Origin of the sequence: Massilia frigida, assembly GCF_011682175.1 — a bacterium.
In the GTDB taxonomy this organism is placed as follows: domain Bacteria; phylum Pseudomonadota; class Gammaproteobacteria; order Burkholderiales; family Burkholderiaceae_D; genus Telluria_A; species Telluria_A frigida.
Window position 1 is genome coordinate 10,721 of sequence record NZ_WHJG01000007.1, and the last position, 18,091, is coordinate 28,811.

An 18,091-nucleotide genomic window follows, 5' to 3' on the forward strand; every position below is an offset into this window, starting at 1 on the left:
GGAGATTGGGCATCTTACCAGCCGGAGCCATGCCCAAAACTCGCCAATACTCATGCAATTGAGAAAGAACCCGGCCTTCATCCGCCACGCGGGCAGAGAAAGGCCGGACGGGCGATGCCCTTACATCAGGCGCGGCGACAGATCCTGCAGCGCCGATCCGGCTTGCAGGGTTTGCGCCGCCGTGCCGAACGATGCATTGGCCAGGATGGCCGCCGCCGGCGTCAGCGAGACGTTCGACAGCGTGCCGTTTTTCGCATACTGATACGCCAGGTCGCCGCCGATGGCCGCCGTATCGCTGCCGCTCAGGTAAAAATTGAGCAGCGATGAAGACAAGGCCCAGCTCGTCAATGCCGGATTGGCTGTACGCGCCTGGTCGAAGGCGGTCGCCAACCCGTCGAAGTTGAATTGCTCGATTTTCTTGTTATTCAACTTGTTGGTGGAAGTCGCGTTGTAATCGCTCGTTCCTTCAATCACCATCTGCAGATTGGCGACGCTGCGGTTGGTCGTGCCGAGGTACCAATCCTTGAGGTTGATTTGCTCGCTGGCGCCCGTCACGAGGATCAGGTCGTTGGCCGATTTCTTGAACAGCAAATCGGCGTACAAGATGCCTTTCCCAAGCGACAGCGTATTGTCCTTGCCGGTGCTGGCATTGACGATATCTTGTCCATCGCCGCGGTTGAAAGCGATCACATCGGCGCCGGTACTGCTGGTGACGGTGTCGTTGCCGGCACCGCCAATCAGCATGTCCTTGCCGATACCGCCGGTCAGAATGTCGGCCCCGGCGCCACCATGCAGCAAGTTGTTGCCTGCCGTATCGCTCAAAGTATCGATGCCATCTCCACCTTGCAGGACGTCGTTGCCAGCCAGTCCGTTCAAGGCATTGTTGCCGGCATTGCCGACAAGGAGGTTATCAATCGGATTGCCAGTGCCGCTGACTGCCCCGGTCAAGGTCAGCTGGAGAGCTTCCAAGTTTGCACCCAGGGTGTACGAAGCTGACGACTGCACCAGATCGTTACCTTCACTGGCATTCTCCGTGACCACATCGCCCGCATTGTCGACCAGATAGACGTCGTTGCCGGAGCCACCGGACATCTTATCGTCGCCGGCGCCGCCGTCGAGCGTATCGTTGCCGCCACCACCAATCAGGGTATCGTTGCCCGCCAGCCCATTGAGCACGTCGTTACCGCTGCCGCCCGTAAGTGTCTCGGCATTGGCGCTACCGTTCAGAACCAGGTTCTGGACAGTCGCGCTCAGATCGAACACATCCGACACGCTCAGGCCGCCAGCGTCTTTTGCGCTTACCTTGATGCTGACCGTGCCGGCCGAAACCGGCGTGCCGCTGAAGGCACGGGTGGCGGCATTGAACGCCAGCCATGCCGGCAATGCGCTGCCGTCAGCCAGCGTGGCTGCATAGGTCAGCGTGTCGCCCGCATCCGGATCGGCATACGAGTTTGCCGGTACCGCGTAACTGAACGGCGCGCCCAGTACCACGGTTTTATCGGCCAGCGGTGTTGCCACCACCGGCGCCCGGTTGGGAGCACCGATCTTCATCGTGACGGCATGACCGGCGGTTTTGTCATAGTTATCGCTGCCCCACAACCCCAGCTGGAGCGTGCCGAGGTTGGTGCTGGCCGGCGTGCCGGACAGCTCGCGCGTCGCCGGATTAAATGTCAGCCACACCGGCAGGTCGGCGCCGTTTGCCAGTTTGAAGCTGTACTTGATCGTATCGCCTGGATCGGGGTCGGTGATGGCATTCACGGATACGGTGTAGGTAAACAGGCTTCCCGCCATGGCTTGCAAGACGGGCGGCGCGATCGCCTTGACCGGAGTCTGGTTGCTCAGCGCACGGTCAGCCATCGTTTCAAAGTCAGCCTGGTTCCACGTACTGCCGTCTGCGAAAGCCACATAGTTTATTTTACGATCAGCTCCCGCGCCATCGGACTGAGCGGCCGGGCCGTAGTACTTGTTGATCGTGATTTGATCGGTGCTTCCGTTGAGCTTGAACAGCAAATCAGTGCCGCTGCGCATCACGGATACATCGGTCGTGGCAATCCCCTCGCCAAAGCGCACGATGTCCACCGAGCCATTGACCCCGACGTTCGAGATCAGATCGCGGCCATCGCCGCGTCCGTACAGATAAACATCGTCGTCTCTGCCACCATACAGGGTGTCATTGCCGGCCAGACCGCTCAAGGTATCGTTGCCACTCTGTCCATACAAGGAATTGGCAAGCTCATTGCCAGTAATCGCGTTACCCAATCCATTGCCGATGCCCTGCACCGCGACACCCGTCAAGACCAGGTTTTCAAGAACGGCAGCAAGCCCATCCTGGGTATTGTAGGAGCGCACGAGCGTGTCAACCCCTTCGTCATATAACTCGAGCACCTCGTCGCCCGCCGTGTCGACAATGTACGTATCGTCACCACGCCCGCCGGTCATCGAGTCGGCACCGGCGCCGCCGTCGAGAATGTTATCCTCGGAGTTACCGGCGAGGGTGTTCGCCATCGCATTGCCCGTCCCATTGATGTGGCCACCGTCGCCCAGGATGAGCGACTCGAGATGCTCGCCAAGGGTATAGCTGACCTGTGTCTGGACGGTGTCGTAGCCGCCGTTGTCGTTCTCCACGATCTTGTCGAAAACGGAGTCGACGATATAGGTATCGTCTCCGGCGCCACCCGCCATGCCATCCGTACCGTCGCCACCGTCGAGGATGTCGTCACCGCCGCCACCGTTGAGGGTGTCGTTGCCGGACAGTCCACTCAGGGTGTCGTTGCCCAAGCCGCCTGTGAGTTCGTCGCCGAGTTCGGTGCCCTCGAGGTTCACGCCTTCTAGTTGCATCGCTATATCAAATTCATCGCTGACGCTCAGACCTGCTTTATCCGTCGCCGTCAACACAATGCTGACCCGCCCCCGGACAGTGGGCGTACCGCTGAAGGTGCGGCTTGCGGCATCGAAGTGCAGCCATGCCGGCAGCACGCCGCCGTCGGCCAGGCTTGCGCTAAAGGTCAGCTTGTCGGCGCGATCGGGATCGGTCAGCGCATAGTTCGGAACCGTATAGCTGAACTCTGTATCCAGTAACGCAATCTGGTCCTCCTGTGCCTGCGATACCAGCGGCGCCCGGTTCGGCGGGGCAGCGTTGACGATCAGGGTCTTCATCATGCCCATGCGCGCACCGTCGTCATCGGTTCCCCAAAGAATCAACGGCACGTAACCGACGGCGGCACTATCGGGTGTGCCCGAGAACGTGCGCGTCAAGGGATCAAAGCTCAGCCACGCCGGCAATGGGCTGACGCTGTCGCGCATGGTCACGCTATAGGTAATGTGTTGCCACGGGTCGGGGTCGATAATCGTATCGGCCGGCACCGTGAAGCTGAACGGAACGCCGGCTTCCGCTGCCAAGTATCCAAGCTCCAGATTGTCCTGCGGCGGCGAATTGGCACGAATTTTCGCTTTTGCATCGATGACGCGCTCATCCCACACGGTGCCGTCGGCGAACTGCAACACCGCACCCCTACGACTGTTATTCGCGAAAAAATATTGGCGTACGAAGAGTGCATCATCCGTCGACGCGATCGAGACGATCAGAGTTTTTCCTGTGCGAAATAAAGCGATATCGCCGGGAGTCACACCGGGTTTAAGTTGGATAATGTCAGCATTAGTTTTTTCATAATAAGACACGTTGTATGCCGAGATCGTATCTCGTCCCGAACCGCGTCCGAAAACGAAGGTATCTCTTGAGTCAAAATGCGTTTCCAGGAGGTCGTCCCCCGCTCCGCCGTCGATGAGATTCTCGCCGCGCCCGCCGCGCAAGGTATCGTTACCGTCCCCGCCGCGCAAGGTGTCGGCGCCCTTGGCCCCATAAAGTGTATCTTTGCCCGCGCCCCCTTCGAGCAGGTCGTCAGTGTCGTACCCGCCAAGCTGGTCGTCGGCGGTCGTGCCGGTCATCAAGAACGGCCTGATCGTTTCGGAGTCCCAGACAGTGCCGTCGGCAAACTCTATCCGTATGACCGGCGACAATCCGGTCATCTCCATCTCCTCTGTGAAGTAAGTCAACGCGGTCACGGAATCCGTGCTGCCCGCGATCGAGAGCAGCAGATCGCTGCGATTTCTTTTGACAACAACGTCTGCCGCAACAATACCAGGCTTGAAACGCAGGATTGCCTGCCTGTCCGCATCGTTGTTGTTGAACTGGCCCAGCGTATCCTGGCCATCGCCAAGGCCAAAAACGAAAACCTCACGCGCGCCGCCATCGGCCAGAAAATCGTTGCCGGGCCCACCCTCGAGCGTATCGGCGCCGCCAAGGCCATAGATGGTATCGTTGCCCTTGCCACCAGTCAGATAATCAGGTTGCCGAGTACCGGTAATATGGTCGTCGCCGTCGGTTGGGGTCAGCACAAAATCTTCCAAAAACGTTCTACTCCAGACCGTGCCGTCGTCGAAACAGACCTGCATCAAAGCGGTATACTGAACGCCCGAGTACTCCTGATTATCGAAGAAACGCTCAATGGTAATTTTGTCGTCAGTGCCGGCAATGGCCAGTTCAAGCGCAGTGTGGCCGTATGGACGTTCCCACCATGCTGTGCTGGCAACCTGCTTGATCTTCACGTCAGATGGCCGAATCCCAGGTTTGAATTGAACGGTGTTCAACGTGGATGGATCGAAATGGCTGTTATCGACGATATCCTGGCCATCGCCTCGTCCGAACAGATAGATGTCGTTTCCCCCGGCCCCATCGAGATGGTCGAGCCCGCGGCCGCCATCGAGCGTGTCATGGCCACGACCGCCGACAAGATAATCGTCGCCGTTTCCGCCAAACAGCCAGGTATCGCTGCCCTTCGCCAGAATAAAATCGTTGCCCTCGAATCCATACATCATCTCGATCCCGGGCCATGTACCGGGACCCGGCACGCCATCGGGCAGCGTGGTTTTCGCGATGATGATCGAGTGATCCCACACCACGCCATCGGCAAAGACGACCTTGCCCAAGGTCGGGCCCGAGGCTGCATAGTAGTCCTGGATAATGACCGGCTTACCAGCTGTGACAGCGACCTGCAAATCGTTATTTGCGCGCACCAGGCTGACCGTCGTGGCGGCAATACCAGCGCCCAGCGCCAGGATATCGCCTGGGCCACCATTGACGATCGTCGTCATGCCATCGCCCACAGCGTACTCGTAGGTGTTGACGTTCGCACCGGCCATCTTGCCATTACCGTTCATGATCGTCTTGCCGATTCCGGCAACAAACGTGTTGCCGCCGCCGCCGCCATTGAGCACGCTGTCGCCCATGCCAGCAACCAGGGTGTCGTTGCCGTCACCGCCGCTCAGCGTATCGTTGCCATCGCTGGCAACGATGTAGTCGGCCAGCGCGTTGCCCGTCGCGCTCAGGCCTGCGCTGCCGGTCAGCTGCAGATGCTGAATACCGGCCGGCAGCACGAGACTGGCCGCCGAATACATCGTGTGCCCCCTGGCGTTCGACTGCACCAGCAAGGTATCGAGTCCGATCATGCTGCCATCGTCGAACTTGAGCTGGTCGAGCATATTGCCGGCTTGGTTGCCCTGCACCACGACGCTCGCACCGGATTCGGAGAAAATCTGGACGGACTTGCGGCCATACGCGTCGATCACCATGCCCGCCGACAACTGACCAGCGCGCACACCGGCGCCGAAGGCGATGGCTTCGCCCGGCACGCTGGCGTCGATCGTCGTGATGCCGTTCGCGCTTGGCACATAGGTCGCCACGCCGCCCGAGCCGTGGCCCGAACCGGTCAGGGTATCGTTGCCGGCTCCGGCAACCAGGGTGTCGCGGCCGGCGCTGGCGCGCAGGATGTTGTCGAGTTCATTACCACTGGCAATCACAGCCGTCTTGCCCGTCAGAGTCAGCGCGATCATCCCCCCCGGAAGCGCCATGCCCACCTCTGTGGACAAGGTTGCCACGGCCGGATCGGCTTGCAACAGCGCCTCGCTCAAGGTCCGGCTGTCGCGATTGGCGAAAGCCAGCCGTCCCAATATGCCGCTGGCGGCACTGCCTTCCACGGTCACCGTAGGGCCACCAGCGACCTTGAGCGTGACGACCGATATGCCAGCGCTGCCCGCGTGCGCGCTGACCGTCACGCTGGCTGCCGTGATGCCCGCACCGAACTCCAGTGTATCGTCATGCTGGCTGTGCTGGATCAGGACATTGCCGCTATTCATGTTGACGATGAAGCGCGAGCTGCCCGTGCCCGCAATCATGGTGCTGCTGCCGGTCCCTGCAATGAATTCATTGGCGCCGCTTCCACCGATCAGGGTATCGTTCGCACTGCCACTAACCAAGGTGTCGTCGCCGCTATTGGCCCGGATCACGCTGGCGACATTGTTGCCCACGGCTTGGATATCGGCGCTGCCCAGCAAGTTGACCGTCTGGATAGGCGCCGTGCCCGACGGAACCGCCGGAACCGCCGGAAGTGTCACACTGACCGAGGAATACGTGGAAGTGCCAATTTTGTAGCTTGGCGAACGCAGGGCATCAAGCGTGGTTTCTTGGCCGTTGAAGGTGATGCGCTGCAGGCCTGGCTGTAAAAAGATGGTGCCGCTGCCGGTACCGATTTCCACGCCGTCGTGGTTGTCCGCGATACTGAGCTCCTCCGGCTTGTAGCTTGCGTCGAAGGACAGGGTATCGTCACTGTCGCACTGCAAAATCACGACCGTGCCGGCATTTTTGTTCACCACAAAATTGGTCGTACCCGCCGCGCCGAACAGCTTGTTGAAGCCGGTTCCGGCGACCAGGGTATCGTTGCCGGCGCCGGCCCACAGCTCAGTCGGCGCGACGATGGTGCCACCGCTGCCGCCGTACAGGATATCGTTGCCGGCACCGGCAAACAGGTGGTTGACACCTGAGCCACCATGAATGGTCGTATTTCCGCTGCCTGCGACGACCTGGGTGAAATCGACAGACGTCGTGCCGCCCCCCCCTGCCCCGGCATATATAACGTTGGCGCCGCTGCCGCCGTAAATCAGGTCCTTGCCTCCGCCACCGTGGATGGTGGTCGCGCCTGTACCGGCACGCACCGTATTCGGCGCGGCAATGGTGCCCCCGTCGCCGACGTAAATGATGTTGGCGCCATCGCCGCCATGCAGATAATCCTGGCCGCCGCCGCCACGAATGGTGGTCGCGCCGGTGCCGGCGAAAATGGTGTCGTTGCCGCTGCCGCCCACCAGCGTGTTAAGCCCGGCTCCACCCATGATGGACGTGTTGCCCGTTCCGGCAACGATATACTCGTCGCCTGCCCCGCCATAGATGGAGGTCTTGCCGGCGCCACCGATCAGCGTGTCCTTGCCGCCTGAACCATGGACGCGGGTCGCCCCATCGCCGGACTGGACCAAATTGTTGCCCTTGTCCCTGCTTGCCCAATCGTCTCCGCTGCCCCCGGCGTAAATCACGCTGTCACCGGCGCCGCCGATGATCGTATTGTCACCGGAATTACCGCTCGCAAAATCATTACCGGATTCGAGCGTGATGTAGTCATTGCCCCCTCGGCCCCTCACCCGGACGTTACCTGTACCGCCGAAAATCGTGTCGTTGCCCATGCCCCCATAGATGGTGCTGTTGCCGCTACCGGCGTCCACGTAATTGTCTCCGTTCGAAAGAAAGAAGCGCGAATCGCCGCTCCCGCCGAAAACGGTATCGTTGCCAAAGCCCAAGGGGTACGGAAAGCGCGTTGGAAGGTGTGTGACCGGCTCTTCACCGTATGCGAGATAAATATTGCCCTCATACGTAGCCATGTCGATATTTATCCCTGCGGGGTGACGCGCTTGGGTGAATGGCGTTGCGATCGTCACGGTCCCTCCGTCATCGTGCACCGCGGCATTCCAGTCCAGACTGGGCGCGGAATACTGGTCCAATACCATGCCACCCAAGAATACATTCTTGCCAGGCCCCATCACAACCACGTTGTTGCCGGCACCGACACCGATGATGTCATTCCCATTTCCGCCAACAACCGTACTGTTGCCCTCAGCGACCGAGACCAACATGCCGTTCTGCCCGGTTGGCGTACCGGTATTGGCATCGATGATCGCCTGGTTCAGGTCGACTTCCTTGTTCACATATACGCGATTATTCCCGTTGCCAAGCCGCACCCAACCGTGCGCATTATTCGCCGTCACAAGATTATCCCCGTCCCGGAGAGTCACGACGGCGTTTTTATCAGTGACATTAATGCGATTGTTGAGTTGGTACCCCAGAGCCCGGATTAACTGGAACGATGGCGTCGTCTCAGTACTGTATGGGCTACTTTTTCCAGCGGGAAGGGTTTGATACCAGTCGGCTGGGAAATCCGTTGGATCCTTGGGACCGGCATCGCCGTTAAAGGTCACCGTCAGCGCATTACTGATAGGCACGAAGTCAGGCCGGTCGGGTTGGGCAAGGCTGGAGGAGAGGCTCAAGGTACGGGTTTGCCTGGCCGGTCCGCCATACACGAGGCCGACTTCAACGCTGTCCTGGCCGGCGGGAATCACGACATTGACCGAGCCACTGCTCATGTCGAGCATGCCATCGCCAATATCGAGGTACATATTGGAAAAGCTGCCGCTGGTCCCGCGCACGGTGACGGTGCGGTCCTGGTCGCTGATGCCGGCAACCGAAATCCGGAACGGCTGGATCGTCGTGGCCGTGGTCAGGGATTTATCGGCCGGGGCGTCGGCCGAGTCGAACAGGGGGGTGCCGGTGTTGGCGGCCATGCCGATGCGTTCGGCCAGCTTGATGCCGAGATAACCGTCCTTCTCGCTCATCGCCTTGCCGAGGTCGAAGTCGTCAATCGCGATTTTTCCCTCGCCCAGCACGCCGCCGGAGAGCAGCATTTTTCCGAGCTGGCCGCCCGCGCCGACGGCATCGAACTGGTAGCGCACGCCGGCGCTGTCGACCCAGGTGTGGCCGTTGCCGACCAAGGTGGCGCCTTGGCCGGCAATGGTCGTCTCGCCGATGCGGATAGAGCCGAGGCCGTCAAGATCCTCGATCGATTGGATTGAAGGCGCTATCCCAGCATTGCCATCGGAAGGCAGGAAGGTAAATATATCGATACCCTTGCCGCCAGCGCACACATCGCCGCCCAAGTGGGCCCCAACGCCGGTCACCATCTGGATAGAACCATCGACGGCGATTTTCGCCGTTTCGGTCGTGCCGTCGAGGTTATGCGAGGAGAACAACAGCTCGCCTCCAGGAAAGTGCCTCAGCCACCCGCGCGTTCCGCTTTTTGACCACTCCAAATCATTCAGATTCTGTTTTATAACGGTGCCGTCGCTGTACTTCACCTCGACCCCATCAAACATTTTCGTGGTCGAAACAACCGTCCAGCTGGTCGCGGTCGGATTATCGGTATGCGGACCGGGTGCAAATTTAAAGGCCATCAGGCGTCCGAGCATGATCAACAGTCCCGCATTCGTCATCGATTTCTGGACATCAGCCGGAGCAGAAGCGTGGCTCGCCGTGCCGATGGCATTCCACACCCGGGATATCAGCTCCGGCCAGCCGCGCGCGATCATGCGATTCATGAGGGTCATTCCAATAAACGAGTCGGTCTCGCCGAACGCCTTCAGCAGCGATATGCCGATATCAGCAATCGCATTTCCGTTATCCCAGAAAAATTCTTGTCTCGATGTCCGGTTGACTTCGCCGCCGACGGTCGACGGCTGCCCACTCGGGGTATTAAACGGGGTATTCCAGTAATAAAAAGAGCCGCCCCAGCCGCCGATGGTCTGTGGATATTTTCCTTTGATGGCCCCGTTGATATCATTGTTCAGCATTTTCGTGAATTGCGGAATGCCGCTTGCCGCAATGATGTCGTTGATGACGCTCGCTGCAATGGCATTCGAGGTCCCTTGCAGCGCAGCATCTTTCTGGACTTGCGTCATGTTTGCGAACTTGCCGTTTAACTCAAGCCCGTACTGACTGGCGCCGCGTATGTAATTGACCCCGTCGACTTTTCTGTTATCGCCATTGATATCCGGCGCCACGTGAAACCAATATGCGGTGTCATGGTCGAGCTTCCCCATGTTTTTAAAAGCATTCTCACGAATGAACTGCGTCACCAGAGCATACACAGGCACAAACAGCCCTACCGGTTGCGAAGCCAACTTGGTAACATCGATCACGTGTTTTTTATCCGCAGCCAGCAGATTCATCGCCGCGAGCTTGTTGATGATGATCTTGATTTGGGCAGATGAAAATGGCAGCTGTACTGCATCAGTTTTGGTGGACATTGTATTTTCCAGTAAGGGGGCATCGGCGATGAGAATGTTTTGACAAAGCCGGGGTTACGTTGGCGAATCGACGGTTACTACGATCCTGCAGTTCGCGGGCGCCATGAAGGCAGCCGGACCGAGGTATCAGATAGGTCATTTTTCTTGTTTATGGGCGCAACCGGCTACATGTCGATCATGCTTGCAGCCGCGCGTCGCGGGTGTCGGCCTGGGCCAGCGCCGTCCGGATCAGAGCCCGGTATCCGGCGATCCCTTTGTCGACGCCGTAGCCTTCCGTGATCGACTGCACGGCGCGCTCGCGCAGGGGACGCAGCGGCGCCGGATGTTGCAGCGCCCTGCTCACCGCCGCCGCAATCGCAGCGGTATCGAAGAAATCCACCAGCAAGCCGTTCTCGCCATCGCGGATCACCTCCGTCACCGGCGCCGTATCCGAGCCGATCACGAGGCACCCACAGGCCATCGCTTCAAGCATCGACCACGACAAAACGAACGGATAGGTCAGGTACACATGCGCGGCGGACACCTGCAGCAGGTCGCGGTAGCGCGCATAGCTGATACGGTCGAGGAAATGCACGCGCTCCGGATCGACCGTCACTTCGGCCAGCATGGTGTCGCGCCAGCTGCGCCCGTCGGCCGTGCGCGCGCCGTAGCTGACATCGGCCCCGCCCGCCAGCACGACGTCGCAGGCCGGATTGTCGGCCAGGATTTGCGGCAGTGCCCGCATGAAGATGTGAAAGCCGCGATACGGCTCCAGGTTGCGCGACACATACGTCAGCACCGGATCGCCTGGCCGCAGCACTTTGCCGTTTGGCAGCGTGAACGCCGCATCCGGATTGGGCCGCATGAAATCGGTATCGATGCCTTCGTGGATCAAATGAATCTTGTCGTGGTAGGCCCTTGGATGAAGGCTTTTCTGCCATTGCGTCGGCGCGACGGCCAGGTCGCACGCTTCCAGGTTCAGCAACTGCAACGCGTTCTTCGCGCGCACCCGCGCCCGGTCGTCTATCGTGCTCGGAAACTCCGGATCGAAGCCGACGTCGGCATCATCCGTGTGATAGTAAAACTCGGAAAAATGAATCAGCCGCGCGAGCGGAAAGACTTCCTTGACGAACAAAGTCTCGCCCCATCCCGGGTGGGCGATGATCACATCCGGCACGAAGCCTTTTTCCTTGACCGTGATGAGCAGCCGCAGGCATGCCTGGCCGTACAGGATGCCCGCCTCGAACGGCTTGGCGTAGTGGTGGGTCGCCGGCGCCGGCTCGCGGTGCAGCTGGTAGGCCAGCGTGCGCACGCCGGGCAGGCCGGGACAGCCATCCTTGCCCACCGCCAGCACGTCGTAACGCGGATCGCGCGCCAGGCTGGCGGCGATCCGCCCGAACTGGCCCGGAAAATTCTGGTGGATAAACAGAATGCGCTGCACGCGCCGCGGCGGCAGCGCGGTCATGGTAATCGTCTCGGCGCTCATCGTTCGCGCGCCGCTTCGGACACCGCTTTCTGCACAGGAGACAGCAGATATTCCAGCACCGTGCGTTGGCCCTGGTTAATCTCCGCCATGACTTGCATGCCCGGGGTAATCCGCAGCACCGTGCCCTGCGGGTCCTTCAAGCTTTGCTGGTCGAGCCGGATGCGCGCCTTGTAGCTGGCCATGGCGGGCACCGCAGCGCCTTCCTGCGCCTCGGCGCCGCCCTGCCGGGCCGGCTCACTGGCATCGGCGCTGACGTGCAGCACCTCGCCCTTGAGCATGCCGAAGCGCTGGAAGGGATAGGCCGACAACTTGATCTGCGCGCGCTGGCCGACCCGCACGAAACCCACATCTTCATTCTTGATATTGATGTCGGCGAACAGCTGCTCGCCCTCCGGCACCAGGGTCAGCACCACCGAACCGGGCTGCACCACGGCGCCGACCGTGGTCGTGGCCAGGTCCTTGATCACGCCATCCTGCGGCGCGCGCAATGCCATCTGGCCTTCGCGGTAGCTGGTCTTGTCCAGGTTCGGCTGCAACTGGCCGATGCGGGCCCGGATCGCCGCCAGTTCCTTTTCCAGTTCGCTGGTGTATCCGCTGTGCAGCTGGCTGATCTTCTGCTCCTGGGCGGCGATGGTGGCGCCGAGCGCGGCCACGGTAGACTGTTGCGCGTCCAGGTCCCTGGCCTTTTCGGTCGCTTCGCGTTGCTTGTCGGCGCTGCGCAGCGCCGGCACGTAACCGTCCGCCGACAAATCCGAAAAGCTTTTCGCCGCCGCCTGGTACGACGGCAGGGTCTGCTCCAGCTTGGCCAGGGTTTCACGTGCGCTGCGCATTTCGTGCGCGGCTTTGACCAGCAGCGCTTTTTCATGTTCCAGGCTGTCCGCGAACGCCGTGCGGCGCGCGGCGTACTCGGCGTGCACCTGGGCATACAGCAGCGTATCGTCGCCGGCCTTGGGCAGCATGGCCTTGCCGCTCAGCTCAGCCTCGATGCGGCGCGCCTGCATCCGCTGCGCCGCCAGGTCGTTGGCAATGCCGCTCTTGTCGGCGCTGGCCAGGGTGGTGTCGAGGCGCGCGAGCACCTGTCCGGCCTTGACCTTGTCGCCTTCGAGCACCAGCAATTGCTTGACCACGCCGGCCTCGGCCGGCTGCACGATCTTGACCAGCGTTTGCGGCACCAGCTTGCCGTCGGCGCTGGCGATGATGTCGAGCTTGCCGAAGGCGGCCCAGACAATCAGCACCAGCACCAGCACCGAAACGATCCATAAGACGATGCGGCGGCTGCGGTCGGGCGCGTTGACCTGGATCAGGCCGAGCGGATCGTGCCAGCGGCTCGGCACGCGCAGCGCGATAAGCTGGGCGCCGCCGGGCTGGGCCAGCGGCTGGCCCATGGTGGAAGTGGTGTCAGTCATGGGATCCTCAGGCTGCGGGCTGGCGCGCATCGCCGCCAGCGCTATTGTTGTTCAGTGCGCTCGCAAGCGCCACGCGCTGGGCGCCCTGGGCACCGAGCCGGTAGATGGCATCGACCTGCAAACCCTTCGGCAAGCCGTGGGTGATGAACAGCATCGTGATCTTGCCGCGCAAGGCGTTGATGGTGTGCGCGAATTGCTCGGCGGTGGGACCGTCGAGGGCGCTGGTAGCTTCGTCGAACACCAGGATGGTCGGGCGCTTGAGCAACGCGCGCGCAATCGCGATGCGTTGCCGCTGTCCGCCGGACAAGCCCGAACCGCGCTCGCCGATCTCGGTCTGGTAGCCTTTCGGCAGCGCTTCGATGGCGCCATGGATTTCAGCCATCTTGCAGGCGGCGACGATTTGCTCGAAGCTGGCGTCGGGGCTGGCCATGTGCAGGTTGTCGTAAATGGTGCCCGAGAACAGCACGGTTTCCTGCGGCACGACCCCGAAGTGGCTGCGCAGCTCGTTGGCCGACAGATAGCGGAGATCGACCCCGTCGATGACGATGCGCCCGGCACTCGGCTGATAGAAGCCCTGCAGCAGCTTGGCCAGGGTACTCTTGCCGCAGCCCGACGGCCCCATGATGCCGATGGTCTGGCCGGGCTGGATGGTCAGGGACAGATTCTCGTAGACCAGCGGCAAATGCTCGGCATACTTGAACGCCAACCCATCGATCTGCACCAGGCCCTTGCGGCTGCCGTCGCGCGAAGGGACCAGGGAATACGGCTCGGTGGGTGCGTTCATCAGGTCGCCCAGGCGCGCGACCGACAGGCTGGCTTGCTGGAATTGCTGCCACAGGCCCACCAGGCGCATCATCGGCTGCGACAGGCGGCCCGAGAACATCTGGAACGCCACCAGCATGCCGATCGTGAAGTGGGTGTCGTGCATGACGGTGTAAGCACCGATCGCGAGGATCAGCAAGCTCATCAGTTGTTCGAGCAGGTTGGCGCTCGAGTTATAGGTATTTGCCAGCTGTTTGGTGGAAAAGCCGGCCGCCAGGTAACTGGCCAGGTAAGCGCTGTACTTACTGTTCAGTTGCGGTTCGAGCTGGAGCGATTTCACCGTTTCCATGCCGGCGATATATTCCGTCAGAAACGCCTGGTTGCGCGCGCCAAGCTGGAATTGCTCTTGCAGGCGGGTCTGGAACAGGGGCGCGACGATGGCGCTGAGCGCCACGATCACGCCGAGAATGGCCAGCACCAGCAAGGTCAGCGTGACGCTGTAATAGAACATGATCGCCACGAAGATCAGCAGGAACGGCAAGTCCAGCACCAGCGTCACGGCGGCGCCGGCGATGAATTCGCGGATCGTTTCGACGCCCTGCATGCGCGCGGCGATCACGCCGGTCGGGCGGTGCTGGAAATACATTGGCGGCAGCTTGAACAGGCGCTCGAAGACGGTCGCGCCCAGCACGGCATCGACCCGGTTGCCGGTGTGCAGTACGAGATATTGCCGGACCCACGACAAGGCCGCCGAAAACAGCACGAACACCGCCATGCCGATGGCAATGACGATCAGGGTGCTCTGTGTGTGGTGCACCACGACCTTGTCGATGATGGCCTGGGTAAACAGCGGCGTGGCGAGGGCGATCAGCTGGATCACCAGCGAGGCCAGCAGCACTTCGCGCCAGAGCTGCTTGTGCTTCATCAGTTCTGGAATGAACCAGCGAAAGCCGAAGCGGCGCGACTTGAGGGCGTCGGCTGCGCTGTCCGGATCGGCGCCGCCCGCGTCGCGCGGCGCGATGCGCGTGACCTGGCCCAGGTAGCGCCCGGCCAAGTCGGCCAGGGTCATTTGCCTGGGAGCGGGGTCGCCTGCTTCGACAATCAGCACGCTGGCGCCGTCGGCCTGCAAAATCAGGGCCGGGACCGCGTCGGCGGCACAGTCGCCATCGGGCGGCGCTTGCAGCCATGCCACGAGCGGAAACGCTTCGTGCCGCAGCTTGCCCGCCTGGACTTTGCGCAGCGCCGCATCGAAGCCGTATACGCCCGCAGCCTGCGTCAGCGCCGCGACCGTATGCGGGGCGGCCAGCTGTTGCTGTGCAAGTTCGAGGGAAAAAGGCTGTCGGTGGAGCGCGCAAATACCTTGCAGCGCCCAGAAAAAGGCGTCTGCCTGGATTTCTTTGTGGTTCATAAAAAACTGCGTTTCCGAGTGAATTGCCGAAGCAGAAATAAATACAAATTTGGCCCAGAACGATACCCGAAAATGGCATCGAATTCAATTTTTATGGAAAATTAATGTTTCCACTCGGCAGTTATTAACAAAAGACATTGTTACTTTACGAAAATAGACGGCTGATGATAGGTCGATATCACGAAGCCGCTGAAACCGCTGTCATACGGCTCGGGAATCAGCCGGCACGGGGCGTCACGCGGCGGCCGGTCGACTACAATACCGAACGTGCCGTCCAGCGCATATCAACTTGAGAGGCCCACACGCATGAGTTACGATCTGATGGTTTTCGCCCCGGAAGCCGCGCCCAAAAAGCGCGAGGCTTTCCTGGCCTGGTATGACGAACAAGCCGAGTGGGGTGAAGGCCATTCCTACGCCGACCCCGCCGTCGCCAGCCCGGCGCTGCAAGCGTTCTACGCCGACATCGTGCACACCTTCCCGGCGCTGGCACTGGAAGACCTGGCCGGCGAGGATAACGACGAGGACAGCCCGGGCACCGACTACACCATCGGCAAGTCGCTCATCTACATCACGTTTTCGTGGGACCAGATCGACGAAGCGCACGCCACCGTCACCCGGCTGGCGGCCAAGCACGGTGTGGGCTTTTTCGACGTCAGCTCCGACATCGCCGAAACCTGGCTGCCGGACGGCAAGGGCGACCTGTACATCGCCCATTCCGACTGAGCTTGCGGCACCTTGCCGGCATCTGCTGGCCGCACGAGGCCACGGTCGGGCACATCACGGTGGCGACAGGCCAGCTGTCAGGACACTTTCCCGCCGATCATGGCGACGATGCGCTGGTCGCCTGCGTGCTGGTCGCGGCCGGCAAATACCGCAACGGCGCCGCGCGCCACTGGTGCCGTACGCACCAGACCTACTGGGGCGTGAAGGCAGACCTGGCCGCGCTGGCGCACAGCGGCCAGCGCCGCTGCGCGCGCCATGCCGAGCCGATGAGCTACGCCCTGCATCCCCCGCTGATCGACCTGGCGGCCTGCGCCAGCGTGACGATTGCCAGCGCTGCCGGGAGCGGCATGGAGGTGGCCAGCGTGCCTGCCGGTCTTCAAGCAAGCCGGTCCGGACGCTACCCGGCCGTGGCGATCTGCAACAGCGGCCCGCGCGCGCCGTTTCCCGGCAGCGGCATCGTGCAGGTCAACATCACCCCGCCCGCCCTGCTGGCCTACACCCGGGCGGCATCCGCCGGACCGGCGCCCGGCTGCGTGCACTGCGCGCGCTGCGGCCATCCGCACCTGGACCTGGGCAGCTTTGCGCAAACGCCCCACCGGCGCCATTACTGCGGCAATTGCGGCTGCGACAGCACCCACAGCCCGGCGTCCATGACGTCCTCGCCCCTGCATGCATTGAGCATCCTTTTCGCCGGCCGGCTGAGATTTGCGTAAGAAGCTGCGTTCGGTACGCGGATTTCAAGCATGCATTTTCTCTGCGTGCTATAAATGCAATACAGTAACCGGGAGAACAACATGGACGATGCAGACCGCCGCCACGAAGACCGTCGCCAGGACCTTGAAACCGCAGCGCAACTGCACGAAGCTATTGCATTGCAGCGCGCCTTCGGCAGCGATGCCGCCCAGCGCTTTCTCAAGCTGCGCGGCATTGGCGATGAAATCTCACAAAACGCGCTGATCGAAAGCTACGACCGCCGCCAGGCCGCACGCCGCTTGCGCGCCGCCGCAGTCAGCTAGCCTGCTCCACAGGCGAGAATCCCGCGCACTGCGCCGCGGCAGCGCCTGACAGGCGCGCCAAGCGGCAGCCTGCACAGCCAGCCCTCGCTGGCCCGGGGACGGCGCGTGCCTGATGTTATGATTCGCTCAACATCCACCCCTTGCCCCTGCCATGAAATGTCTTTTCGGTGTAGCCGTCGTCCTTCTGCTGTCCGCCTGTTCGCAGCAGCTCGGTAAAAGTGTCGAAAGCACCATCCCGAGACAGCTTTCAAGCAAAGCCTCCAGTGCGGCGCTCGATACCCCAGCGGCCAGGCGCTACATCGCCACGCGCCACACGCTGCTGCTCGAAGCGCCCGAGGCCGAGCTGCAGAAGCAGTTCGACGCCATCCAGGCAGCCTGCGTCAAGCTGGCCTGCGTGGTGCTCAGGGCCGACCAGACCCAGGCCGGCCCGCACCGCCCGGCCCAAGCCACGCTGACCGCGCGGCTTCCCCCGCAAGCGTTCGACAGCTTTCTCAACACCATGCTGGAACACGGCAAGCTGCTCCAGCACCAGCGCGAAAACGAAGACCTGACCCCCGAGGTCATCGATGTCGACGCCAAAATCGCCAATCTGACGGCACTCAAAACGCGCATCCTCGACCTGCTCGCCAAACGCTCGGGCACCCTGGAAGACGTGCTGGCCGCCGACAAACAGCTTTCCATGATCCAGGCTGAGCTCGACAGCATCCAGGGCAAGCGCAAGGCGCTGGCCGGCCAGACCGAGATGACCCGGGTCGACCTGACCCTGGTGCCCCAGCCGCTGGGTGCCGAAAGGAGCTGGGCCGCGCCGGTGGCGCAGGCGGCCGGCGCATCGGGGCGCGTGCTGATGTCGAGCCTGGCGACCCTGATCACCGCGACCGTCGCCGTCCTGCCGTGGCTGCTTGTAGGCCTCCCCCTGTTCCTGTGGCTGCGCAAACGCTACCGCTTGCGCAAGGCGCGCCGCGCGCAAGCGGCACGCTAGAACGCGCCGGCGCACCGCAAGCCGCCCGGGCACCCGGGCGGCGTTGACCGCGCCCAAGCGGCCATCATTGAATGGAAACGCCGCCCCACGCGCGCT

8 protein-coding genes are annotated in these 18,091 nt (G+C 61.8%); 4 read left to right on the forward strand and 4 right to left on the reverse strand.

Annotated features, from left to right (window positions below):
- Positions 1-120: 120 nt before the first annotated feature.
- The 4 genes from F2P44_RS36085 to F2P44_RS09085 all read right to left on the reverse strand — a co-directional run bounded on the left by F2P44_RS36085 (position 121) and on the right by F2P44_RS09085 (position 15,277).
- Entirely contained in the window at positions 121-10,236 is a 10,116-nt protein-coding gene (locus F2P44_RS36085) for a putative Ig domain-containing protein (protein ID WP_167086383.1), read from the reverse strand.
- Between the two features lie 175 nt (positions 10,237-10,411).
- Positions 10,412-11,701, reverse strand: a complete 1,290-nt coding sequence (locus tag F2P44_RS09075; protein ID WP_229423471.1) for a glycosyltransferase family 4 protein — start codon at positions 11,699-11,701, stop codon at positions 10,412-10,414.
- Complete coding sequence (locus tag F2P44_RS09080; RefSeq protein WP_167086384.1) at positions 11,698-13,107, reverse strand: HlyD family type I secretion periplasmic adaptor subunit; 1,410 nt, start codon at positions 13,105-13,107, stop codon at positions 11,698-11,700. Before F2P44_RS09080 ends, F2P44_RS09075 begins: the two co-directional genes overlap by 4 nt.
- A gap of 7 nt (positions 13,108-13,114) precedes the next feature.
- Positions 13,115-15,277 (reverse strand): peptidase domain-containing ABC transporter, encoded by a 2,163-nt coding sequence (locus F2P44_RS09085; RefSeq protein WP_167086385.1) that lies wholly within the window; start codon positions 15,275-15,277, stop codon positions 13,115-13,117.
- A 306-nt stretch (positions 15,278-15,583) separates the two neighbouring features.
- On the opposite strand from F2P44_RS09085, the gene F2P44_RS09090 reads away from it, so the two are divergent.
- From F2P44_RS09090 to F2P44_RS09105, 4 genes are all read left to right on the forward strand, one after another.
- Entirely contained in the window at positions 15,584-16,000 is a 417-nt protein-coding gene (locus tag F2P44_RS09090) for a hypothetical protein (protein ID WP_167086386.1), read from the forward strand.
- Between the two features lie 2 nt (positions 16,001-16,002).
- Positions 16,003-16,713 (forward strand): hypothetical protein, encoded by a 711-nt coding sequence (locus F2P44_RS09095; RefSeq protein WP_167086387.1) that lies wholly within the window; start codon positions 16,003-16,005, stop codon positions 16,711-16,713.
- 81 nt (positions 16,714-16,794) lie between these two features.
- On the forward strand, positions 16,795-17,016 hold the full coding sequence (locus F2P44_RS09100; protein ID WP_167086388.1) for a hypothetical protein: 222 nt from the start codon (positions 16,795-16,797) through the stop codon (positions 17,014-17,016).
- A gap of 151 nt (positions 17,017-17,167) precedes the next feature.
- Complete coding sequence (locus F2P44_RS09105; RefSeq protein WP_167086389.1) at positions 17,168-17,995, forward strand: DUF4349 domain-containing protein; 828 nt, start codon at positions 17,168-17,170, stop codon at positions 17,993-17,995.
- Positions 17,996-18,091: the final 96 nt, after the last annotated feature.

Coding starts and splice junctions, on each gene's coding strand:
- F2P44_RS09075 (WP_229423471.1), bottom strand. CDS start 11,701: ATGAGCGCCGAGACGATTACCATGACCGCGCTGCCGCCGCGGCGCGTG.
- F2P44_RS09090 (WP_167086386.1), top strand. CDS start 15,584: ATGAGTTACGATCTGATGGTTTTCGCCCCGGAAGCCGCGCCCAAAAAG.
- F2P44_RS09100 (WP_167086388.1), top strand. CDS start 16,795: ATGGACGATGCAGACCGCCGCCACGAAGACCGTCGCCAGGACCTTGAA.
- F2P44_RS36085 (WP_167086383.1), bottom strand. CDS start 10,236: ATGTCCACCAAAACTGATGCAGTACAGCTGCCATTTTCATCTGCCCAA.
- F2P44_RS09085 (WP_167086385.1), bottom strand. CDS start 15,277: ATGAACCACAAAGAAATCCAGGCAGACGCCTTTTTCTGGGCGCTGCAA.
- F2P44_RS09105 (WP_167086389.1), top strand. CDS start 17,168: ATGAAATGTCTTTTCGGTGTAGCCGTCGTCCTTCTGCTGTCCGCCTGT.
- F2P44_RS09080 (WP_167086384.1), bottom strand. CDS start 13,107: ATGACTGACACCACTTCCACCATGGGCCAGCCGCTGGCCCAGCCCGGC.